We start from the raw sequence: 23,224 nt of genomic DNA, 5'->3' as shown, positions 1-23,224 counted from the left end.
CCATTGATGGCAGTATGGTTTCGTCAGGATAAGATATTTAAATGGATGTAGCAGAAGGATCTGCAATAGTTTGAAAGGATCGAACTATTAAACAGGATGGCGAAGACTTCAGGACGAAGCACTCATGGAAGGTTCACTCATTGGATGAGTTGCTTAACAGGATGTGAGCAAGAATAAGAGCGATTAGTCGCTCTTTTTTTTCGCCCACAATTTGTGAAGTGCTAGGCAAAAAAAAGCAACTTGCTAGAAGTTGCTTTTTAAAAGAGTCGTGAACAGCGTGTGTTTAGCGTTCTAGGTGCTCTAGTTTATCTTCCACACCATCCCACTCTGCCGCATCAGCAAGAGCGTCTTTCTTCTCTGTGATGTTTGGCCAGATCAAAGCTAAGTCTTGGTTCAACTCAACGAAAATCTCTTGATCTTCTGGAAGCTCATCTTCAGAAAAAATAGCGTTTGCAGGACATTCTGGTTCACACAGTGCGCAATCAATACATTCATCTGGATTGATTGCCAGAAAGTTAGGACCTTCATAGAAACAGTCTACTGGGCAAACTTCTACGCAATCAGTGTATTTACAGCGAATGCAGTTATCGGTAACGATGAAAGCCATTCGACTTCTCCTTACAAAGTATAAAATTAATTGACGCTATTTTAGAGCCATGCCCATTCGTCAGCAAGTAACATTCGCAAATCGACTAAATTTATCTGCTATTAGCTTATGCCTGAGCACCCAAAATCCTTCACAGTTGAGACTTAATCTCATGCAGCGCATTGATTGCTTGCAGCGGAGTCATATTATTTAAATCGAGGGCCTCTAATGCGAGTCTCAATGAGTCTTGTTCCGCTTGCGCAAACAAGTCAGGTTGTTGAGGTGTTACGACTTGCGGCGAATCTTTGTCGTCATTATTAGCCAGTGCGCTAACTGGGCTTTGTGTAACTCCCGTGCTCACTTCCAACTCTTTAAGCTTTTGCTTAGCATGACTAATCACATTTTTAGGCACCCCTGCTAATTGTGCCACTTGTAATCCGTAGGACTGGCTAGCTGGGCCGGCATGCACTTTATGCAAAAAGACAATTTCGTCTTCGTACTCGGTGGCGGTTAGGTGTACGTTTTCAGCGTTTTCAAGCTGCTCCGCCAAACCTGTGAGTTCGAAATAGTGGGTCGCGAACAACACATAGCATTGTAAGCTGTTGGCTAAATATTCCACTGCCGCCCAAGCGAGAGACAAACCGTCAAAAGTGCTGGTGCCGCGGCCGACTTCGTCCATTAATACCAGACTGTTTTTACTGGCATTATTGAGTATGTTGGCCGTTTCTGTCATTTCCACCATGAAGGTAGAGCGACCGCCAGCCAAATCATCAGAAGAGCCCATACGTGTAAAGATACGATCCACCACGGAAATGGATGCCGCTTGTGCGGGAACAAAACAACCACTGTGTGCCAGCAAGGTGATCAGTGCGATCTGTCGCATATAGGTGGATTTACCGCCCATGTTTGGACCTGTGATCATGAGTAACGAACGTTGATCGTTAAGTTCCAAATCGTTGGGCACGAAAGGGTCGGAAATGACCGATTCAACTACAGGGTGACGACCACCAGTAATGCTAATACCGCCGCGCTGGTGTAGCTCAGGGCAGGTGAAATTCAGTGTGTCGGCACGCTCAGCAAATGTATTTAAAACATCTAGCTGAGACAGGGCTTGGCTGGTAGTTTGTAACTCTCCAAGAATTTCATTGAGTGCGTCCAGTAACTCTTCGTAGAGTTGTTTTTCGCGGGCTAAGGCCTTGGACTTGGCGCTTAACGCTTTGTCTTCAAAGGTTTTTAACTCTGGCGTAATAAATCGCTCGGCATTTTTCAGCGTCTGGCGGCGAATGTATTCCACTGGTGCTTGGTCGGAATGCAAGCGACTGATTTCAATATAGTAACCATGAACCCGATTAAAGCCGACTTTTAGGGAGCTAATGCCAGTGCGTTCTTTTTCACTACGCTCCATTTCTGCCAGATAGTCTGTGGCATTGCTTGAAAGGCTCAGCAACTCGTCTAATTCATCGTCGTAGCCTTTATCAAATATGCCGCCGTCTCTAACGACCGAAGGCGGGTTTTCTACTAAGGCTGAGGTCAGTGTGTCGGTAATGTTGGGCTGGGCTATGATTCGCCCATTAAGAGCGGCTAAGCGCGGTGCTGAGCCTTGATCGAGAATCTGTTTAATAACCGGTACAGCTTCTAGGGCGAAGCGCAGGCGTAACAAGTCACGTGGACGAGCGGAGCGTAAAGCCACTCGGGATAAAATGCGCTCAAGATCGCCGATTTTCTTTAGAGGTTCGTGCAAACTTTGGTAGAAGAAGCCCTGTTGGCACTCTGCGACCACTTGCTGACGAGCCTGAATTTCTTCGATGTCGCGAATGGGCGTATGTAACCAGCGCTTAAGCAAGCGACTTCCCATCGGTGTTGAGCATTCGTCTAGCACACTGATTAGGGTGTTACTGGTGCCACCAGTTAGGTTAATGTCGATTTCTAGGTTACGGCGTGTTGCCCCATCAATTAATACTGAGTCGTCCTTGTGCTCAACGGTAATGGAAAGAATGTGCGGCAAAGCAGAGCGTTGGGTATCTTTCGCATACTGAAGCAAGGCGCCTGCTGAGGCAATGGCGGCGGTTAGGGCTTCACAGCCAAAACCCGATAAGTCCTTAGTGTTAAATTGCTGGATCAGTTGGCGATAGCTCGACTCATAGTCAAAGTGCCAAGGGCCGAGCTCAGCAATGCCTTTTTCAAGTTTAAGGGCATCTTTTGCTGGGAAGTCTTCAGAAATGAGAATTTCCCTAGGGGATAAACGCTGTAATTCGCTGTTTAAGGCTTCATGACCATCCACTTCAAACACACAAAAACGGCCACTGGCCATATCTAGGTAAGAAAAGCCAAACACGTCCAACCCCTTGCGAGACTGGTGTGCCAAAGACAATAGTAGGTTTTCACGCTTTTCTTCAAGGAAGGCTTCATCACTAATGGTGCCGGGCGTCACAATGCGAGCAATTTGCCTTTCTACAGGCCCCTTGCTGGTGGCTGGATCGCCAACTTGCTCTGCCACAACCACGGACTCGCCCATTCTGACTAAGCGTGCTATGTAGTTCTCGGCCGCATGGAAAGGGATGCCAGCCATTGGAATGGGCTGGCCGCCAGAATGGCCTCGAGAAGTTAAGGTGATATCGAGTAGTTGCGAAGCGCGTTTAGCATCATCATAGAAAATTTCATAAAAGTCCCCCATGCGATAAAACAGTAACTGATTCGGGTGTTGAGACTTTAGGCCAAAATATTGACGCATCATTGGCGTGTGATTATCGCTCGCTGTTTTACTCATCGGGTGTACTCGATTGTGATCCAAAAATTAGAGCGTTATTCTACGGCATATTGCATAAGGAATTAAGGGATCACAAATAAGATGAAGCAAATACAACAAATGACGCTGGCAGCCGAGCAAGCCAGTCAGTTATTGCAGGCTCAAAATTTGCAATTAGTCACCGCTGAATCTTGTACCGGTGGCTTGATTGGCGCCGTGTGTACGGAAATAGCAGGCAGCTCCGCTTGGTTTTTCGGCGGCGTGATGAGTTATGCCAATGAAGCCAAAGAACGAGCCTTGGGTGTGCAACCGACGACCCTTGCAATCCATGGCGCGGTTTCTGAAGCAACGGTGCGTGAAATGTGCCAAGGGGCGTTGGCATTAGGAGGACAAGTGGCGGTAGCGGTCAGTGGTGTCGCAGGCCCAGGGGGCGGCTCTGTAGAAAAGCCAGTTGGCTGTGTTTATATCGGTTGGCAAAGGCTAGGCGGTGATGCCATCGTGACGCGTTTTCAATTTTCTGGAGACCGACAAGCAGTGCGAGAGCAAACAGTTTTAAGTGCGTTACAGGGCATTTCTCAAGTGCTAAATAGCGAGATAAAATAATACTGTTTTTATATACAGTATTTCTTGAGATTCACAAAAAAAAGCGCTAGAGTTACCAGCAACGAAAATTAGCCACAAGGATCACATCATGTCATCTACTGCAGACAACAAGAAAAAGGCGTTAGACGCCGCTTTATCTCAAATTGAACGTCAGTTCGGTAAAGGCGCCATTATGAAAATGGATGAAGGCGCTAAGCTTGATATCGATACGGTATCGACTGGCTCTTTAGGTCTTGATATTGCGTTGGGTGCAGGTGGTCTTCCTTATGGTCGAATTTGTGAAATCTACGGTCCTGAGTCTTCTGGTAAAACAACGTTAACCTTGAGTGTTATTGCGGAAGCGCAAAAACAAGGTAAAACCTGTGCCTTCATCGATGCTGAGCACGCCTTGGACCCTGCCTATGCAGAGAAACTTGGGGTCAACATCGGTGACTTACTGATCTCTCAGCCAGACACGGGTGAGCAAGCATTAGAAATCGTGGACATGTTGGTACGTTCTAACAGTGTTGATGTGATCATTGTTGACTCTGTTGCAGCCTTGGTGCCTAAGTCCGAAATCGAAGGCGAAATGGGTAGCTCATCGGTTGGTGTTCAGGCACGTCTATTGTCTCAAGCGATGCGTAAACTAACCGGTTCCATCAAGAATGCTAACTGCTTGGTAGTATTCATTAACCAGATCCGTATGAAGATCGGTGTTATGTTCGGTTCACCAGAAACCACAACGGGTGGTAACGCACTGAAATTCTACTCTTCCGTACGTTTGGACATTCGTCGTATCGGTTCAGTGAAGCAGGGCGATGAGGTCATTGGTAACGAGACTCGAGTGAAAGTGGTGAAAAACAAAGTTGCACCGCCATTCAAGCAAACTGAATTCCAAATTATGTACGGTGCAGGTATCTACCGCATGGGTGAAGTGATTGACCTTGGCGTGAAACAAGGCTTCATTGATAAAGCGGGCGCTTGGTATGCTTATGGTGGTAATAAGATTGGTCAAGGTAAAGCCAATGCTGCTCAGTATTTAGCGGATAACCCAGAAATCGCTCAAGAAGTTGAAGCGAAGATTCGCGAAGCGCTATTACCAAGTAAAGTGAAAGCAGAAGATAAAAAAGATGATAAAGAAGAAGCGGATCAACTAGAGTTTTAATCCACAAAACCTAGTATTCGTTGACAAGAAGCAGGCTTAGGCCTGCTTTTTTTGTTTTGTGGGTTGTGAGCAAGATTACGAGCTAGAAATACGCAAGATTGTTAATAAAAAATTAAAACTCATTGTTCAGTTTTGCTGATAATAAAGTAACGGCTACTAATCTAGTATGTAGGGAAGATTACTGAAGTACTCAGTGATGAGTATTTATTATCAACTTAAGGAACTTCCCCATGAGTAAGACAATTCTAATTACAGGTTCAACCGACGGGATAGGTTTAGCAACGGCTAAGTCTCTGGTTGAGTTGGGTCATAAAGTGTTGGTGCATGGCCGCAGTGAGGCCAAGCTGAAAGATGTTCTAAAGCAGTTGTCCAGTGTTGCGGCAGCAGAACAATTATTTGCTTATCAAGCGGACTTATCGAGCTTTGCAGAATTGCAGAAGTTGGTGGCAGAGGTGAAAAATGATCATCAACAAATCGATGTATTGATTAACAATGCTGGGGTGTTTGTGATTAATGACAAGGTCACTAAGGATGGTCTAGACACTCGCTTTATGGTGAATACTATTGCGCCGTATTTTCTGACGACGCAATTGTTAGACATCATGCCTAGTGATGCTCGGGTGGTGAACCTTTCCTCTGCCGCACAAGCGCCATTGTCTGCCCAAGAGCTAATTCAACCCAGCGTCCAATCCGACAATGCTGTGTATGCTAAAAGCAAACTAGCACTTACCATGTGGAGCCGTTCATTGGCTTTGTCATTAGGTCAGCAAGGGCCAGTGATTGTTGCCGTGAATCCTAAATCCTTTTTGGGCAGTAAAATGGTTGAACAAGCCTATGGGGTAGCAGGAACCGATTTACAAATTGGCGCCGATATTCTGATTAACGCTGCTTTATCAAAAGAGTTTGCTAACGCCACAGGAAAATATTACGACAATGATATTAACCGTTTCACAGCGCCTCACCCAGATGCTGAGCATGCAGAAAAAGTTGCCACGATTGAGCAGACCATCATTGATATTATCCGCCCTTATCTAGCCGCTTAATTATTTCGTTTTAAACTGACCAATAAAATCGCCACCAACATACTCTGTTGGTGGCGATTTTCGTTGGACTTTTTGACCATCCCTGAAAGCACTGGTTAAAAAGGGGCAATCTGATCTTTTGGCGTTGTGGGTGCATCTGCAGGCAATGTACTATCTGGTTGGGTGGCTTGGCAATTATTTAAACGGCGCGCTGGCGCCCTGAAGGCAGGCCAAAATGATTTTTTTAGCTTTCACCAAAAGGCAATGCTAATAGGGGACTAAAGGTTATGGCGCTTGCCACAAGGCAGATTTGAGAAAGGCTTAGGTGGCTTTTCTTCTTCCATCGTTTTATATTTTTAGCATAACGTTCATTCTAAAAATAAGGTGTAAAGCAATATGTTGATATGGCAATGGGGGCTGATTGGCGCAGCTGGCACCTTTTCTATCTTGGTGTTGTGCCTAGTTATTTGGTATTTCAAACTGAAGAACCCCTCTGCCCAGCCATCTGAGGCAGACGAGAGCCCTGTCTCCAACCCCTTATCTAGCTTGGAAACACGTGCAGTATCAGTGGAAGATAAGCTGCGTTGGTTAAGTCTTATTGAGCAGCAAAAAAACATTTGTTTCCAACTTCTCTCCGAACTGCCTGAGTCCGACGAACAGGGCGAAAATGCCTTAATTTGCTGGTCGATCTTCTTGGATATTGAAAAGATACTGATTGAAGGCGCCGTTCCCCATGACAAAGTGGCCGATTCTCTTGCGGCGTTTAATGAGGTGTTAGAGAAAATAAATAAGGCGCAAGAAGTCGATGCGCTGTTTAAGTGTCTGAAAGTGAATCAAGCAGTGCTTAAAGATCTTAATAGAATCTTGCAAGAAGCCAGTCAGAAAGTCTTTAAAGAGGTAGATGTTACCTCTACCCTGAATGCGGAATTAGATAAGTTACAGGCCAAGTTGATCAAAGATGAGGGGTTAGATAAAGCACTAGCCCAATTACGAACCGAAATTGCCAGCATGTATGAATTGGCAGATCGATTAAAACAACATCTTATTGAAATTAAGGCACAAGATAATGGTGATGAAGAGTATATAGAATCACTAGAGGCCTTCTTGGAAGATACAGACGAGTCCGCCTTCTTAAACTCGATGCGCACTGAATTGGATTATAAAGTTGAGGATTTAAAGGGCCTAGCAGCATCTCAAAAAGCCATCATTGCTGAGCTAAAAGCTAAGATTAAGAGCAGTAAGTCGGCCAAAGGAGAAGAAGGTAGTCACCTTAGCTTGTACGATATTTCTATGGTGCGGCTGGAAAAATCATTGCTTGAAAGTGGTCGTGTGGTTAAGGCTCTTGAGGCCAAACTAGAAAGCATGAACCGAGTGAAATACAACTTAAATATAGATTCTGCTAAGCGTGATGAGATCATAGATCAGAAAAAAGCTCAGCTCGATCAACAAAGAAATGGCGATGATTTACGTGGCGTTTTTGAGAAAGAGCATCAAACAATGCGTAGCATGGAAGATCTATTGCATCAGGGGGACTTAAGTGAAGAGTCTGAGCAGTTCGTGACGGAGCAATCCTCTAAGTTAAGCTCTTTAAGAACCATGGTACAAGAGTCTGAATTGTATGTGGAAATGCTGGAAAGGGATTTGGATAAAGCAAGAGATGTACGTGAAGACTTAGAGCAAAAGCTGCAAGGGGCGGCGGATCAAGCCAATGCTGGGCCTGTTGAAGCCACCAGCCAAGACATGGAAGAAGAGGAAAACCTTAGAGAGGTGAACGAAGAACTGGTGATGGAATTGCAACGCTTAGAAAAGGCTCAAGCAGATAACGAGATATCCTCAGAAACTCAAGCGTTATCGGAAAAAGTGACAGAGCTTGAGAGCAAAATAGATTCCGTACAAACGCGTTATGTGGCCATGGAAGAGCGCTATTTAAACGCCCTTATGTCCAAAGAAGATAAGCCATAATCACGAACTAATGGCTTTTGCCGCTTTTTTGAAAGGATTAAACCCTGCCACTAAAGCGGTACTTAAAATCACGATGAATGAACCAATAAAAGTGTGAATTACCACTTCTTCTTCGAGTCAAAATCATCCCTAACGTTAGAAAATGGCGCCAGTTGGTGAAAAGCACTCACTCTTTTTTAGTGTGAAAGCGATTAGCGGCAGAAACAATGCGGCTAATCCCACGCGCAATGCAATCAATACGACAAACCCTAAAACCAGCGCGGTCATGCGCATCAATAAGAATGAATAGCCCCAAATGGCAGATAGGGTAAGCAGAATCTTTTATTCATTAAGTGTTCCAGATGTTTATTAGGAGAGCGTTAGTCTTCTGCGCTTGCCGTAAGGGCATAGTTTATCTGGTCGAAGTCGAAGCCGCGATATTGTAAGTAACGCATCTGTTTAGCTTTCTCTTTGTAGTCTTGGAAGCGGCTTTCACCAAAGCGTCTATCTTTTAATTGTTTAGCGAGTTCGAACCAGTCAGCTTCACAATTTTGAATAGCTTGTTTAGCTTGCTCTGTCTTTATACCTCTTTGGATCAGTTCTTGCAGGATGCGTTGGGGGCCCAAAGGTTTTTGGGATCTACTGCGTACAAAAATTTCACAGAAACGCTCATCATTGAGGTAGTTCATGTCGAGGAGTCTCAAGCAAATGTCGTCAATTTCAGGGGCTTGGTAGCCTCTTTGTTGGAGCTTTTGTTTAAGCTCTTTTTTGGTGTGTTCTCTGTGGCTAAGCAGAGCTAAAGCTTGGTCAAAAACACTGAGTGTAGGGGGCGTCATTTTGTCTCTCCTAGCAAGCGGCAGATTCTAGCATTAGTTGGAATGTAAGCACTCTTTTTTTTGCTAGTGTATAAAACTATATATTTTGAAATAAATAGTTCTAATGTCTATATATTACTTAAAAATAAGATGATAATTCTTTCATTGCTATGAAAGAATAGTTGAAATTACTTTACTTATATTGAGGTTTCTCTATGCGTGTTTGTGTATTGGGTGCTGGTGTTATTGGACTAACTTCGGCTTACTATTTGGCGAAAAAAGGGTTTGATGTCACTGTAATTGAGCGCCAAGAAGGGGTGGCTTTAGAGGCCAGCTTTGCAAATGCGGGGCAAATCTCTCCTGGTTACTCTGCTCCTTGGGCCGCTCCTGGCGTGCCTTTTAAAGCGGTTAAGTGGCTCATGCAGAAACATGCACCGCTAAAGGTTAGCATGACACCTGAAGTTGAGAAGCTTAAGTGGATCGGTAAAATGCTAGCTCAGTGTAATGCTGAAAGTTACAACGTGAATAAATCACGCATGATGGCTTTGGCCGAGTACAGTCGTGATCAATTTGTCGCCCTGCGAAAAGCCATTGGCATTCAATACGATGATCGCCAGTTGGGTACACTGCAACTGTTCCGTACAGATGTTCAAGTGGAAGCTGCTGAGAAAGACATTAAAGTATTGAAAGCGCTTAATGTGCCTTACGAGGTACTGACACCAGAGCAAATCGTGCAGGTAGAAACAGGCTTGTCTCCTGTTCAGCACAAGCTTACTGGTGGTTTACGCCTAAAAGGTGACGAAACGGGCGATTGCTTTAGCTTCTGCCAGTCTTTGCAGAAGACTTGTGAATCTTTAGGGGTGACGTTTCAATTCTCAACCGATATTAATGCCCTAGAAGTTCAGCTTGGCAAAGTAACAGGTGTTCATACTGGGGCGGGCTTACAAGAATTTGATACGGTTCTGGTGTGTTTGGGAAGTTACTCGAAAGCCTTGTTGAAAGCATGCGATGTTAATATTCCTGTCTACCCAGTAAAAGGTTACTCATTGACGGTGCCAATTTCTGATGACTCTTTTGCACCTATCTCCACGGTAATGGATGAAACCTATAAAGTTGCGGTAACCCGCCTTGGTGGTCGTATCCGTGCCGCCGGTACGGCAGAGTTAAATGGTTATAATCTTGAATTGCCTAAGTCTCGCACGGAAACCATTCGTCATGTGGTCGCGGACTTATTTGGCCAAGGTTGTGATCTTGCTCAAGCAGAGTATTGGACAGGGCTACGCCCGATGACGCCAGATGGCACACCTGTAATTGGCGCTTCGAGTGTGAAGGGGCTTTACCTAAATACTGGTCATGGCACATTGGGTTGGACGATGAGTTGTGGTTCTGGCGCTGTGATTGCCGATATTATTGCAGGCAATAACACGGAAATTGATTCTCAAGCGTTAGCGGTTACACGTTACAACTAAATTTAAGGGGTAAAAATGGCTCGGCCACTCACTGCAACGGTAGATCTAAACGCAATTTTACAAAATTACCGTTACGCAAAAAAATTACAGCCAACGAGTAAAGCGTTTGCTGTTGTAAAAAGTAACGCCTATGGTCATGGCGCTGTGAAGGTTGCCAAGCACCTAGATGAAGAAGCCGATGCCTTTGCCGTGGCAGCGATAGAAGAGGCTTTAGCCTTACGCGAAGCGGGAATTAAATCTCCAGTTATGTTGCTTGAAGGCGTTTTTGAGGCACAAGAATGGGAGCTTTGCGAGCAGTACGGCTTTTGGGCAGCCATAGAAAACGAACAACAACTTGATTGGTTGTTGGATGGCCAAGCTAAGATTGGCAAGGTGTTCGTTAAACTGGATACTGGTATGCATCGTTTGGGGACAGATGAGTTAGGCGCTGCCAGCATGGTAGATAAGCTTAAAGAGTCTGGCTTGGTAGACGACGTTCTCCTGATGACGCACTTTGCTTGTGCTGATGATTTGTCGGATGGTGCCACGCTTGAACAATTGCGCTTTTTTGAACAGGTTCGCCGTCGTATTGGTGGTATTGAGGCCAGTGTGGCGAACTCTGCCGCCATTATGAAATGGATGATTCCAGAAGGTGGTTGGATAAGACCAGGCATTATGCTGTATGGCATCTCTCCATTTGCGGGTATCAGTGGTGAGCAACTTGGTTTAGTGCCAGCTATGAATCTAACGTCGAAAGTCATTTCAGTACGTCAGGTGAAAAAAGGCGATAAGGTTGGCTATGGATACTCTTACGAGGCTCAAGAAGATCATGACTTGGCGACGGTTGCCATAGGTTATGGGGATGGTTACCCTCGCCATACGCAAAGTGGTGCTCCGCTTACCATAGATGGCCAAGAAGCCAGTCTCGTGGGGCGGGTGTCAATGGATATGATCACCGTAAAATACCGCCAAAACAATCAGCCTCTTGCCATAGGTCAAGAAGTGGTGATCTGGGGGCAAGGTGTACCGGTTGAAGAAGTGGCTGATTACGCCAGTTCAATCGGTTATGAGCTGGTGACACGTATGACATCAAGACCTCATTATCGTTATATCACAGAGACAGAACCTAAGTCTTAATGTGTGTTAAAAGCGTCTTTTTCCCTTGAAAGACGCTTTTGTTTAAGCTTTATACAAAATAAGCCTAAAAATTCTACGGTTTCTTTTGAAAACACCTATCCTAAGCGTGTATTATTTTGTGCTTTTCATTGCCCCGTATTGGCTGCGTTAAATAGGCCAATCTCGCAATCCAATTTGTCTAGACATTACAGAGATAGAGACTCATCCCATTATGAAGAGTTCTGAGTTACGCCAGTCATTTTTATCCTTTTTCGAAAGTAAGCAGCATCAAATTGTGAGCTCAAGCTCCTTGATTCCTGCCAACGACCCAACCTTGCTGTTCACTAACGCCGGTATGGTGCAGTTTAAAGACGTTTTTCTAGGGGAAGATCTTCGCCCTTATAGCCGAGCGACAACCTCTCAGCGTTGTGTACGAGCTGGTGGTAAACATAATGATCTTGAGAATGTGGGTTACACAGCCCGTCACCACACTTTCTTTGAAATGCTAGGTAACTTTAGTTTTGGTGATTATTTCAAGTTTGAAGCGATTAGCTATGCTTGGGAGTTTCTAACACAAGTACTTAAGTTACCAACAGAAAAGCTTTTGGTAACTGTCTATGCAGATGATGATGAAGCATTTGATTTTTGGCATCAAAATATCGGCTTGCCAAAAGAAAAAATCATTCGCATTGGTGATAACAAAGGTGGTCGTTACCAATCTGACAACTTCTGGGCGATGGGCGATACTGGCCCATGCGGACCTTGTTCTGAAGTTTTCTATGACCATGGTGAGCACATTTGGGGTGGGCCTCCAGGTTCCCCAGAAGAAGATGGCGACCGCTTTATCGAGATCTGGAACGTGGTGTTCATGCAGTTCAACCGTTCCGCCGATGGCACCATGGCGCCATTACCAAAGCCGTCTGTTGATACGGGTATGGGCTTAGAGCGTATTGCCGCCATTCTTCAAGGGGTGCACAGCAACTACGAAATCGACTTGTTCCAAAACCTTATTGCGGCGTCAGCTAAAGCGGTTGGTACAGAAGATCTTGAATCGCAATCTTTGCGTGTTATTGCCGACCACATTCGTTCTTGTTCTTTCATGATTGTGGATGGTGTCATTCCTTCTAATGAAGGGCGTGGTTATGTATTGCGTCGAATTGTGCGTCGTGCGGTACGCCACGGTAATAAATTGGGTCAAAAAGGCGTGTTCTTCCATAAGTTGGTGGATGCTCTGGATGCCGAAATGGGTGACGCTTACCCAGAACTTCGTAAGCTGAAAGATCGTGTAGCCTCTATCTTGCTAAAAGAAGAAGAGCAGTTTGCGAAAACCCTTGATCAAGGTATGAAGATTCTTGAAGAAGCCATCAGTCAGTTGGGTGATGATAAAACCATTGCTGGTGAAACCGTCTTCAAACTTTATGATACCTATGGTTTTCCTGCAGATTTAACCAATGATGTCGCCCGTGAAAATGGTCTGGAAATAGATGAGGCAGGCTTTGACGCGGCAATGGACGCTCAGCGTGCAAGGGCGCGTTCAGCCAGCAACTTCTCTATGGATATGTCTGGTAGTGTGAAACTAGAGTCGGTGACCGAGTTTACTGGCTATGATCACTTGCAAAGTCAATGTGAAATCGAAGCCATCTTGGTGGATGGTGCTTACGTCGATACTCTAGCAGCAGGTCAATCTGCAGCGATCATTTTGAAGTCCACACCTTTCTACGGTGAGTCTGGTGGTCAGGTAGGTGATCAAGGTTGGTTGCGTGGCGCTGGTGCCTTTAAGGTAAGTAATACGACTAAGCAAGCTAAGGCGCATCTGCACCAAGGCGAGTTAAAAGAAGGGAGTTTGTCTGTAGGTGATTTGGTAACAGGTGACGTGGACCGTACGATTCGTATGGCAACGACATTGAACCACTCCGCTACCCACTTGATGCATGAAGCTTTGCGTCGCGTGTTGGGTGAGCATGTGACTCAGAAAGGCTCTTTGGTCAATGCTGAGCGTTTACGTTTTGACTTCTCTCATTTTGAAGGCGTCACTGCAGTTGAGATTGAGCAGATTGAAGACATGGTGAATGAGCAAATTCGCATGAACCGCTCTGTTGATACCGACATCATGGACATTGAAGCGGCGAAACAAAAAGGTGCTATGGCCTTGTTTGGTGAAAAATACGACAGCGAAGTGCGTGTTTTAACCATGGGCGCTGATTACTCCATCGAATTGTGTGGTGGTACTCACGTTAAACGCACTGGTGATATCGGTATGTTTAAGATCGTATCCGAAGGTGGTATCGCTGCAGGTGTACGCCGTATTGAAGCTCTAACAGGTAAAGCGGCGATTGATTATACCCGCCAGACAGAAGCCGTGCTGACAAGCGTAGCAAGTTTGGTGAAAGGTAATAAAGACAATGCACTCGATAAAGTGTCTGCTTTAAACGAACAAGCCCGTAGTTTGCAAAAAGAATTGGATGTTCTAAAAGGCAAGATGGCCGCTTTGGCTGGCGCGGATTTGGCTTCTCAGGCGACCGATATTGCTGGTGGCAAGTTGTTGGTAGCTCAGGTTGAGGTAAACGATCCGAAAGAGCTTCGTGATTTGTTGGATCAACTGAAGAGTAAACTGGAGTCAGCGGTTATTTTATTAGCTGCTGTGAATGCTGATAAAGTGAGTTTGATTGCTGGGGTAACGAAAGAGTTGACCAAGCAAGTCAGAGCAGGCGATTTGATCAAAATGGTAGCGCCTTTGGTTGATGGTAAAGGCGGTGGTCGTCCAGACATGGCGCAAGCGGGTGGTAATAACCCTGCGGCTTTGCCCGAAGCATTGGCACTAGTACCGGCATGGGTAGCTGAAAAAGTCTCAGGTTAGACGATTTTCTTTAATGGTTTTAAAAAATGCCGACAAATAGCCCCGATTAAAAGGGGCTCTTTTGTCGGTGCGCTTTCAGTATAGGTAATAAGACTATGGCGTTGTTGGTTCAAAAATATGGTGGTACTTCGGTCGGCACAATTGAGCGTATCGAAGCAGTAGCAGATCGCGTACTAAAGCATAAGCAAAACGGTGATGACATCGTGGTGGCCGTTTCTGCCATGAGTGGTGAAACGAACCGCCTGATCGCTTTAGCAAAAGAGGTAACGGCAACACCGAGTCCGAGAGAAATGGACGTTTTGTTGTCTACTGGTGAGCAAGTGACGATCGCTTTACTTTCTATGGCGTTAATGAAGCGTGGCTTAGATGCGCGCTCTTACACCGGTTCTCAAGTACGAATTACCACGGACAGTGCCCATACGAAAGCGCGTATTCAACATATTGATACGGAAGCCATGCAAGCGGATCTAAGCGCTGGTCGAGTTGTCGTGGTTGCGGGTTTCCAAGGCGCGGATGAAAACGGCAATATCACCACTCTTGGGCGTGGTGGCTCAGATACTACTGGAGTTGCTTTGGCGGCTGCGCTGAAAGCAGATGAGTGCCAGATTTACACTGATGTGGATGGTGTCTACACCACCGACCCTAGGGTCGTGGACAGCGCCCGTCGTTTAGATAAGATTACGTTTGAAGAAATGTTAGAAATGGCCAGCTTAGGGTCAAAAATATTGCAAATACGCTCGGTTGAGTTTGCGGGTAAATACCAGGTGCCACTGCGTGTATTGTCGAGTTTTGAAGATGGAGAAGGTACATTGATTACAACTGAGGGGAATAAAGATATGGAACAGCCAGCTGTTTCTGGTATTGCATTTAACCGTGATGAAGCCAAATTGACCCTTAAAGGTGTGCCGGATATTCCGGGTATTGCGTCGCGTATTTTAGGTCCGATCAGTGATGCTAATATTGAATTAGATATGATAGTGCAAAATGTTTCGGCTGATGGCACGACGGATTTTACCTTCACCGTGCATCGTAATGAATACGAGCAGGCGTTAGTTATCCTTAAAAGTATTGAGAAGGAGCTAGGTGCACGCGACGTATTATCGGACGCTAAGATTGCCAAAGTGTCTATTGTTGGTGTTGGAATGCGTTCCCATGCGGGTGTGGCAAGCTGCATGTTCCGTGCCTTGGCTGAGGAGTCAATTAACATCCAGCTAATCTCTACTTCTGAGATTAAAGTGTCTGTTATTATTGATGAGAAATACATGGAGCTGGCGGTTCGCGCCCTTCATTCAGCTTTTAAGTTGAGTGACGCTAGCATGGAAGTTAGTGAGTCTTAGTGGACTTTTGTCTACTTTTGTTAAAGATATAGATTAACCTGAGTATAAAAGATACAATATCTCTTGTAGGGAATTTCCTACACGATTTTGAGATCAAGTCGCTTGATTGAAAATTAATGAATCTCACAGGGAGATATTGTTATGCTTATTCTTACTCGCAGAGTTGGTGAAACTCTAATGGTTGGTGACGAAGTTTCTGTTACCGTGTTAGGCGTTAAAGGTAATCAGGTGCGCATTGGTATTAATGCCCCTAAAGATGTTTCTGTGCATCGTGAAGAAATTTATCTTCGCATTCAGAAAGAACAAGACGAAGTTCTAGAAAATTAATTTTTTTTAAAAAAATTAATTTAAGGGCTTTACATAGCGGTTAAGCAGTATATACTACGCCGCACTTGTTTGGAGAGTTGGCCGAGTGGCTGAAGGCGCGCCCCTGCTAAGGGTGTATGGGTTAACACTCATCGAGGGTTCGAATCCCTCACTCTCCGCCATTTCAAGTTTGAGATTTAGGGCTATCCTCCTATTTTTCAAAAGATACTGAAAAGTAGTTACGCACCCGTAGCTCAGCTGGATAGAGTACTCGGCTACGAACCGAGCGGTCAGAGGTTCGAATCCTCTCGGGTGCACCATTTCAGTATTCACTTAGGATGTTCTATCATCTTAAGTTGCTAATCAAATTTGAAGTTACGCACCCGTAGCTCAGCTGGATAGAGTACTCGGCTACGAACCGAGCGGTCAGAGGTTCGAATCCTCTCGGGTGCACCATTTCAAAACTCCTTAGGTATTATCCTCCCTTAGGTTTTCAAAAAAGATTATGTAGTTACGCACCCGTAGCTCAGCTGGATAGAGTACTCGGCTACGAACCGAGCGGTCAGAGGTTCGAATCCTCTCGGGTGCACCATTTCTTCTTGTTTTATATCTCTTTGTAAAATCTTTCTTCAAAAAACATCCTTGTTTTCTAAAACTTATCTCTACTCTTTTATCTAGTTTCTAGTAGTTCTTTAATCAGTTGATTCAGTGCCTGTGTTGATTGGCAGCGTCTCAATGACTGCAAGTTTGCTTTAATGACTGGAAAATTAAAACGTAAATGCCCGCACCATTGTTTTAGGCGTCCAAGCGTTGCTACCTCATCGTACTCTTGTTGTAGCTGTTGGCTGTAATCCAAAAACAATTCAACGAGTTGCTGCTGTGGCGGTGCAACTTTACCCGCTAAATGAGAGCGGATTTCCTGAAAAACGAATGGGTTGTTGAGGGAGCCGCGACCTATCATGAAATGTTGGCATCCTGTAATGGCCTGACACCTAATGAGTGAGTCAATATCAACGATGTCACCGTTCGCCACCACTTCCATTTTTGTTCTGTCTTGTATCTGTCCTATTTTTTCCCAGCGAGCCGGTGGTTTGTAGCCGTCTACTTTGGTTCTACCATGAACAGTGAGCTTTTCTGTTCCAGCGCTCTCTATGGCGTCGACATTATCAAATAGGCGCTCTTCATCTTCGTAGCCTAGGCGTATTTTGGCGGACAAATGAATATGGCTTGGCAGAGCTAGCCTCGTGACGTGCATTATCTCATGCAGGATGTTTGGGTCCTGAAGCAGAACAGAGCCGCCTCCATGACCATTAACACGCTTCGCAGGGCAGCCAAAGTTAATGTCAATATGAGTCGCCCCAGCTTCGCTGGCGGCCAGAGCACTTTGAGCCATTAGCTCGGCGTTGCTGCCTAACAATTGAGTGTAAACAGGGTGGTTGTGGGTAGTTCTAGCCTGATCTTGATTCTCGGGGACGAGACGCTTAAAAGTATGGCTAGGAATGGCGTATTGGGATACGCGTACAAACTCCGATACCAGATAATCCATGCCACCAACTTGCGATAATAGTCTGCGCATGGTGTGGTCCATGACGCCCTCCATTGGCGCAACAGCTAGGGTAATGTGAGGTTTTTGTGGGGTTGGGTTCACGCTTTTTGTCGATTTAGGTGGAATGTTCACGAAATAAGTTAAACTGTTATGTAAAAAAAATGTCAAACTGTTCTGGTTTGTGGTAAAAAATAGCATCAATCAAAAACAGTATCTATGAGTGTGCATATGAGCACATTCATCGCGGACAAACAAGGCAAGCGAAAAGGTATAAAAAACTATGAATGGATTGTTAGAAGAGGGTATCGGATTAATGGTATTGGGGATGGGTTTTGTTTTTCTATTCCTAATACTGTTGATCTTTGCGACAACCTATATGTCGCGCTTACTGAATCATTTTTTCCCTGATGCACCGGCTCCTGAAGCGACGGCATCTGCTGTACCACAGGCGGCAAACAGCACTAGGGTAGATGAGCATTTGAAGGCTGTTATTACTGCTGCTGTGCATCAACATCGTCAAAACAAAAAAACTAATTAATATTTTCTAACTGAGGCTGAAATATGACAACTCCTAAGCAACCTCTGGGTATAACAGATGTCGTCTTGCGCGATGCGCACCAATCATTGTTTGCAACTCGTATGCGTATTGACGATATGCTGCCAATCGCAGAAAAACTTGATCAAGTGGGTTATTGGTCACTTGAATCTTGGGGTGGTGCGACGTTTGACTCCTGTATCCGTTATATCGGTGAAGATCCTTGGGAGCGCATCCGTGAGTTAAAAAAAGTAATGCCAAACACACCTCAGCAAATGTTGCTTCGTGGACAAAACCTATTGGGCTACCGTCACTATGCTGATGATGTGGTAAACAAGTTTGTTGAGCGTGCTGCGGTTAATGGTGTGGATGTCTTCCGTATTTTTGATGCCATGAATGACCCTCGCAACTTGGAAACAGCTATCAAGGCGGTTAAAGCCCAAGACAAGCATGCTCAGGGTACGATTTCTTACACTAAGAGTCGTGTGCATACTACGCAGAACTGGGTAGATTACGCTAAGACATTGGAAGATATGGGGGCTGACTCCATTGCGATTAAAGATATGTCTGGCATTTTAACGCCATACGACGCGTACGAGTTGGTCAGTTTGTTAAAAGCGCAAACTCACTTAGAAGTGCAACTCCATGCTCATGCTACATCGGGTCTGTCTGATATGACGATCTTGAAGGCGGTCGAGGCAGGTGTTGACCGAGTTGATACAGCGATCTCTTCTATGTCGATGACTTATGGTCACAGTGCAACAGAATCTGTTGTGGCGGCGTTACAGGGTACAGATCGCGATACTGGTCTAGATCTCACATTGCTAGAAGAGATTGCTTCCTACTTTAGAGAAGTGCGTAAGAAGTACGCTAAGTTCGAAGGCTCGCTACGCGGTACAGATTCTCGTATCTTGATAGCACAAGTACCTGGCGGCATGTTGACGAATATGGAAAGTCAGCTGAAAGAACAAGGTGCAGCTGATAAGTTTGATGATGTACTAAAAGAAATTCCTAAAGTACGTGAAGATTTAGGTTTGATTCCACTAGTAACGCCAACGTCTCAAATTGTTGGTACTCAGGCGGTACTAAACGTTCTGACTGGTGAACGATACAAATCTATCTCGAAAGAAACGGCTGGTATTCTTAAGGGTGAGTATGGCGCTGCACCCGCGGAGTTCAATAAAGAGCTGCAAGAGCGTGTGTTAGCGGGAGAAGAGGCAATCACTTGTCGACCAGCGGATCTTTTATCTCCTGAAATGGATAAATTGACAGAAGAGCTCGTTGGCTTGTCCAAAGAAAAAGATATTAAGTTAGCAGAAGACAATCTTGATGATGTCCTGACTTATGCCTTGTTCCCTCAAATCGGTTTGAAATTTTTGCAAAACCGTGGTGATGCCAGTGCCTTTGAGCCAGTGCCTTCTGCTGATGATGTGGTCAGTGCGGCAGAAGCTTCCACCGAAGCGGGTGTCTATACCGTAACTGTTTCTGGGCAAAGCTATGTGGTTGAAGTGGCTGATGGTGGCGATATTAGCCAAATCCAGCCAACTGGTGCGAGTACCGCGGCGCCAGCTGCAACGGCTCAGCCAGCCCCAGTATCCGGTGGCGACCCCGTACCATCACCGCTTGCAGGTAATATTTTCAAGGTTCTAGTGGCTCCGGGTCAGCAGGTTGCAGAAGGTGATACTGTGATGATTCTAGAGGCAATGAAGATGGAAACAGAGATCTCAGCGCCTAAATCAGGAGTGATAGGTTCCATTAACGTGAAAGAAGGTGACTCTGTACAAGTGGGTCAGTCACTTCTTACTTTGTAATCTAGGAAAATTTAGAGATGGAAAATAAGCTACTAAATTTGCTTCATGATACAGGTTTTTACCAGCTTGAGCTGGGCCAGTTTGTGATGATGTGTGTGGGTCTTCTACTGATCTTTTTGGCCGTGAAGAAAGGCTTTGAGCCTTTGTTGTTACTGCCTATTGGTATAGGTGCTGTCATGGTGAATATTCCGGGAGCTGGTTTTATGGCGGCTCCCGTTTATGATGCAGCGGGCCACTTGGTTTCCCCTGGTGGTCTTCAGTACTACATCTATCATGGTGGTATTGAAACGGGTTTATTCCCATTATTGATCTTTATGGGTGTGGGAGCAATGACGGACTTTGGTCCTATGCTGGCCAACCCTAAAACGCTTCTGCTTGGTGCAGCTGCCCAGTTTGGTATCTTTGCAACAGTTATCGGTGCGGTGCTGCTGGGGGCTGCGGGTATTATGGACTTCACTTTAGCGGATGCTGCTGCAATTGGCATTATCGGTGGTGCTGATGGTCCTACGGCGATTTTTGTTGCCAGCCGACTTGCTCCTGATTTGTTGGGTGCAATCGCTGTTGCTGCCTATTCGTACATGGCATTGGTTCCATTGATTCAGCCGCCAATCATGAGAGCACTTACTTCTAAAGAAGAACGTGCTATCAAAATGGTTCAGTTGCGAGTGGTTTCGAAGAAAGAGAAGATCATATTCCCTCTTGTTGTAATTTTCTTAGCTGCTATGTTTTTGCCAAGTGCTGCGCCGCTACTAGGTATGTTCTGCTTTGGTAACTTAATGAAAGAATGTGGCGTGGTGGATCGTTTAAGTGATACGGCTCAAAACGCTTTGATCAACACGGTTACTATTTTCTTGGGTTTAGGTGTAGGTTCAAAACTTAGCTCAGCAGATTTCTTAAATTTTGAGACCTTAGGGATCTTAGGTTTAGGATTGGTGGCTTTCTCTATTGGTACTGCTTCCGGTGTTATTATGGCTAAGATAATGAATAGATACTCGGCTGAAGATATTAACCCTCTTATCGGTGCGGCGGGTGTATCTGCTGTTCCTATGGCAGCCCGTGTAGCTAACAAAGTTGGTTTAGAGGCAAACAAGCAAAACTTCTTGTTGATGCATGCAATGGGTCCAAACGTTGCGGGTGTTATTGGCTCTGCAGTAGCAGCTGGTGTGATGTTGAGTTACGTTGGCGGCTAAGGCGCTTAGCGTTAAATAGAAAGGCCGATGCATCACTGCATCGGCCTTTTTTTTTGATTAATTAAGGCGCCCATAAAAAGTCATGCGGGCGGATTCAGATAGTTCGATGTTGGGTGCGGAGTTATAGGCCAGTACCACCAACATTCGGGTTGTGTCACCGATAGTGGGTGTAACACGGTGAATGGCGTCACGACCGCGGAATAGCACCAATGAGCCTGGGTCAATATCAAGCTGCTGGACTGGGGTTTGACTATTGAGTACGGCTTCCACACCGGTATAGTTCATATCCACCTGTGCGGAATTGCGCATATTAGGAATGTATTGGAAATGACCGCCTTGCTCGGGCTTTTGTAATAGCAGGGTAATGGCAAAGGAGGAGTTATCAAAGTGCCAACCAAGTTCTTGTCCTTCACTGGCGTAATGTAGGTTGATGGAGGAGAGTGGGTCCGCATAGTTATAAAGTTGCTGCTCTTCTAAAACCTCAGCTAAAAATTTCCGAAAGGTTGGCGCATCATAAAGGCGTCTAAGGGGTGAGTTGCTGGGAATAAAGTCGTCAGTAATACAGCCTTTAGAGGAATCAACTAAACGGTTGCGGGCATGGCCTTTGTCAAAATCTGGGTCGCTTTCTTTCAAATAAACATTGTGACGGTCTTCTGTGTAATAAGCCAAATGCATTTGCTGTTTACCCTCAGCCACTACCTGTGCGATGCACTCTTCAGTAAGAAAATTTGGTAGCACTAATGCGCCGTCCTGTTGGAGCTTGTGGCGACACTCTTTTTGAAAAGAGTCGTCATCTATGGTGTACAACGTATGATTAATGATGGTATCTAATGACATATATAGCCTCGCGCTGGTGCCAATGTATTTAAAAAGATAAAACCGACTAGGCTTCAGGTTACTGAATATTAGTAATGGGGAGTAACAATAAATTCTTAATGTCTTGTTAAGTATTGCTTAACGAAGGGTGGGGTATGCGATCTCTCAATAATCTCAGAAGTTTTATCATGGCCGCAAAATATGGCAGTTTCGCCAGTGCCGCGAATGAATTATGTATTACCCCAGCGGCCATTAGTCAGCAAATCAAACAATTAGAAGAAGAGCTAGGGGTGAGCTTGCTAATGCGTTCTTCTACTGGTGTGCAGTTAACAGCGCAAGGCAAAACCTATTTGCCCTTCGTTGAGCAAGCCTTTGCCAGTCTGGCGCAAGGGCAGGCGGTATTGCACAGCAAAGAGCAGGCTGGCGTCTTTAAAATTGCCGCCTTACCGTCAGTAGCAAGTAAGTGGTTAATGCCCAGGGTCTATGATGTATTAGAAAAATGTCAGGATGTGGATATACGAGTAGAGGCGAGTCACAGCAAAGTAGATTTTAATCAGCAGGATTTTGATGCCTGCATCAGTTTTGGTGCTCATTCCTATCCAGACATGCATAAACAGCGTTTATTTAATGACAGGGTGTTTGCTGTTGCTAGTCCAAAATTATTACAGGCTATAGAGAGAGACGATATTGAGTCCATAGTATGCCTACCAATGATTCATGTGGATTGGGGGCGAGATAATGCTGATTTGCCGAGTTGGCAGGATTGGTTTGAAGGAATGGGGTTACCTTATTACGGCGTTCAAAAAGGACCTACTTTTAACCTAACCAATTTGGCGGTCGAAGCAGCGTTACAGGGAAGGGGGCTTTTATTAGGTCAAGAATCATTGATTCAGGCTGAATTAGCGTCAGGGGCTTTGGTGAAAGTTAATGATCTTAGTTTGGCGCTGAAGCAAGACTACTTTCTTGTTTACCCAGAGCGGAGTTTGAAGAGTGCGCAAACTCGACGCATGATTGCACTACTGTTTGCGTTGGAAATCACTGGTGAGAATGATTTTTTAGATAAGGCTGTATGAGAAATGAACAAACATCTCGATATTGTTGTTTTTTTGTACGGAATTATAAGCTTTTGAAATTATTAGCTTAAAAATACAATTAATTGCAGAAAACACTTGCACTAAATCTGTAGATCCTTAATATACGCCCTCGCTGACACGGACAGGGCTTCACTCTAACACAGAGACGAAGCAGCTTAAGTGTAACGGCAACGCTCTTTAAAATAGATAATCAGATAATTTGTGTGGGCGCTCGCTGGAGACTTCAGAAGATCGACTTACTAACTTCGGTTGGTGGTTGATCAAAAAAATTGAAGTCTTACGAGACGTCAAACACGTCAATTCGCTTTATA

Annotated in this window: 18 protein-coding genes and 4 tRNA genes; 17 read left to right on the top strand and 5 right to left on the bottom strand. The window is 45.1% G+C overall.

The features are described from left to right. Positions 1 to 283: 283 nt before the first annotated feature. Entirely contained in the window at positions 284 to 607 is a 324-nt protein-coding gene (gene fdxA, locus ABJF92_RS14650) for a ferredoxin FdxA (protein ID WP_445976856.1), read from the bottom strand. A gap of 130 nt (positions 608 to 737) precedes the next feature. Continuing rightward, complete coding sequence (mutS, locus tag ABJF92_RS14645) at positions 738 to 3,353, bottom strand: DNA mismatch repair protein MutS (protein ID WP_446816519.1); 2,616 nt, start codon at positions 3,351 to 3,353, stop codon at positions 738 to 740. Between the two features lie 81 nt (positions 3,354 to 3,434). Between mutS and ABJF92_RS14640 the strand changes: the two genes are divergently transcribed. From ABJF92_RS14640 to ABJF92_RS14625, 4 genes are all read left to right on the top strand, one after another. Then, a complete protein-coding gene (locus ABJF92_RS14640; protein WP_446816518.1) occupies positions 3,435 to 3,935 on the top strand; it encodes a CinA family protein in 501 nt (166 codons plus the stop codon). Positions 3,936 to 4,023: 88 nt separating this feature from the next. Continuing rightward, positions 4,024 to 5,079: a recombinase RecA gene (gene recA, locus ABJF92_RS14635; RefSeq protein WP_446816517.1), complete on the top strand. Its 1,056-nt coding sequence runs from the start codon at positions 4,024 to 4,026 to the stop codon at positions 5,077 to 5,079. A 230-nt stretch (positions 5,080 to 5,309) separates the two neighbouring features. Continuing rightward, positions 5,310 to 6,122, top strand: a complete 813-nt coding sequence (locus ABJF92_RS14630; protein WP_446816516.1) for an SDR family NAD(P)-dependent oxidoreductase — start codon at positions 5,310 to 5,312, stop codon at positions 6,120 to 6,122. 375 nt (positions 6,123 to 6,497) lie between these two features. Continuing rightward, the gene (locus ABJF92_RS14625) at positions 6,498 to 8,063 is read left to right on the top strand and encodes a hypothetical protein (RefSeq protein WP_446816515.1); all 1,566 of its coding nucleotides are present in this window, start codon (positions 6,498 to 6,500) and stop codon (positions 8,061 to 8,063) included. A 359-nt stretch (positions 8,064 to 8,422) separates the two neighbouring features. On the opposite strand, the gene ABJF92_RS14620 is transcribed toward ABJF92_RS14625, so the two are convergent. After that, the gene (locus ABJF92_RS14620; protein WP_446816514.1) at positions 8,423 to 8,878 is read right to left on the bottom strand and encodes a regulatory protein RecX; all 456 of its coding nucleotides are present in this window, start codon (positions 8,876 to 8,878) and stop codon (positions 8,423 to 8,425) included. A 194-nt stretch (positions 8,879 to 9,072) separates the two neighbouring features. Here ABJF92_RS14620 and ABJF92_RS14615 point away from each other — a divergent pair, with 194 nt between their 5' ends. From ABJF92_RS14615 to ABJF92_RS14575, 9 genes are all read left to right on the top strand, one after another. Continuing rightward, complete coding sequence (locus ABJF92_RS14615; protein ID WP_446816513.1) at positions 9,073 to 10,326, top strand: D-amino acid dehydrogenase; 1,254 nt, start codon at positions 9,073 to 9,075, stop codon at positions 10,324 to 10,326. A gap of 15 nt (positions 10,327 to 10,341) precedes the next feature. After that, positions 10,342 to 11,442: an alanine racemase gene (alr, locus tag ABJF92_RS14610; RefSeq protein WP_446816512.1), complete on the top strand. Its 1,101-nt coding sequence runs from the start codon at positions 10,342 to 10,344 to the stop codon at positions 11,440 to 11,442. Between the two features lie 211 nt (positions 11,443 to 11,653). Next, complete coding sequence (gene alaS, locus ABJF92_RS14605) at positions 11,654 to 14,278, top strand: alanine--tRNA ligase (RefSeq protein ID WP_446816511.1); 2,625 nt, start codon at positions 11,654 to 11,656, stop codon at positions 14,276 to 14,278. A 95-nt stretch (positions 14,279 to 14,373) separates the two neighbouring features. Further along, a complete protein-coding gene (locus ABJF92_RS14600; RefSeq protein ID WP_446816510.1) occupies positions 14,374 to 15,615 on the top strand; it encodes an aspartate kinase in 1,242 nt (413 codons plus the stop codon). 141 nt (positions 15,616 to 15,756) lie between these two features. Beyond that, positions 15,757 to 15,942, top strand: coding sequence for a carbon storage regulator CsrA (csrA, locus tag ABJF92_RS14595; RefSeq protein WP_445976870.1), 186 nt, complete (start codon positions 15,757 to 15,759; stop codon positions 15,940 to 15,942). 71 nt (positions 15,943 to 16,013) lie between these two features. Then, a tRNA-Ser gene (locus ABJF92_RS14590) sits at positions 16,014 to 16,103 on the top strand. Between the two features lie 61 nt (positions 16,104 to 16,164). Further along, positions 16,165 to 16,241, top strand: a tRNA-Arg gene (locus tag ABJF92_RS14585). Positions 16,242 to 16,300: 59 nt separating this feature from the next. Continuing rightward, positions 16,301 to 16,377: transfer RNA gene (locus tag ABJF92_RS14580), tRNA-Arg, on the top strand. Between the two features lie 59 nt (positions 16,378 to 16,436). Next, positions 16,437 to 16,513, top strand: a tRNA-Arg gene (locus ABJF92_RS14575). Between the two features lie 78 nt (positions 16,514 to 16,591). On the opposite strand, the gene ABJF92_RS14570 is transcribed toward ABJF92_RS14575, so the two are convergent. After that, on the bottom strand, positions 16,592 to 17,569 hold the full coding sequence (locus ABJF92_RS14570) for a tRNA dihydrouridine synthase (RefSeq protein WP_446816509.1): 978 nt from the start codon (positions 17,567 to 17,569) through the stop codon (positions 16,592 to 16,594). 178 nt (positions 17,570 to 17,747) lie between these two features. Here ABJF92_RS14570 and ABJF92_RS14565 point away from each other — a divergent pair, with 178 nt between their 5' ends. The 3 genes from ABJF92_RS14565 to ABJF92_RS14555 are packed head-to-tail and all read left to right on the top strand — an operon-like array spanning position 17,748 to position 21,003. After that, positions 17,748 to 18,005, top strand: a complete 258-nt coding sequence (locus ABJF92_RS14565; RefSeq protein WP_446816508.1) for an OadG family protein — start codon at positions 17,748 to 17,750, stop codon at positions 18,003 to 18,005. 23 nt (positions 18,006 to 18,028) lie between these two features. Beyond that, the gene (gene oadA / locus ABJF92_RS14560) at positions 18,029 to 19,813 is read left to right on the top strand and encodes a sodium-extruding oxaloacetate decarboxylase subunit alpha (RefSeq protein WP_446816507.1); all 1,785 of its coding nucleotides are present in this window, start codon (positions 18,029 to 18,031) and stop codon (positions 19,811 to 19,813) included. Positions 19,814 to 19,830: 17 nt separating this feature from the next. Then, the gene (locus ABJF92_RS14555) at positions 19,831 to 21,003 is read left to right on the top strand and encodes a sodium ion-translocating decarboxylase subunit beta (protein WP_446816506.1); all 1,173 of its coding nucleotides are present in this window, start codon (positions 19,831 to 19,833) and stop codon (positions 21,001 to 21,003) included. Positions 21,004 to 21,060: 57 nt separating this feature from the next. Here ABJF92_RS14555 and ABJF92_RS14550 read toward each other — a convergent pair whose 3' ends face one another. After that, complete coding sequence (locus ABJF92_RS14550) at positions 21,061 to 21,840, bottom strand: HalD/BesD family halogenase (protein WP_446816505.1); 780 nt, start codon at positions 21,838 to 21,840, stop codon at positions 21,061 to 21,063. A 134-nt stretch (positions 21,841 to 21,974) separates the two neighbouring features. Between ABJF92_RS14550 and ABJF92_RS14545 the strand changes: the two genes are divergently transcribed. After that, positions 21,975 to 22,892, top strand: coding sequence for a LysR substrate-binding domain-containing protein (locus ABJF92_RS14545; RefSeq protein ID WP_446816504.1), 918 nt, complete (start codon positions 21,975 to 21,977; stop codon positions 22,890 to 22,892). Positions 22,893 to 23,224 lie beyond the last annotated feature (332 nt).

Origin of the sequence: Marinomonas sp. (assembly GCF_039940335.1) — a bacterium.
GTDB lineage: Bacteria > Pseudomonadota > Gammaproteobacteria > Pseudomonadales > Marinomonadaceae > Marinomonas.
Note: the sequence above shows the minus strand (reverse complement) of the source record. Positions and strands in the feature narration are given on the sequence as shown.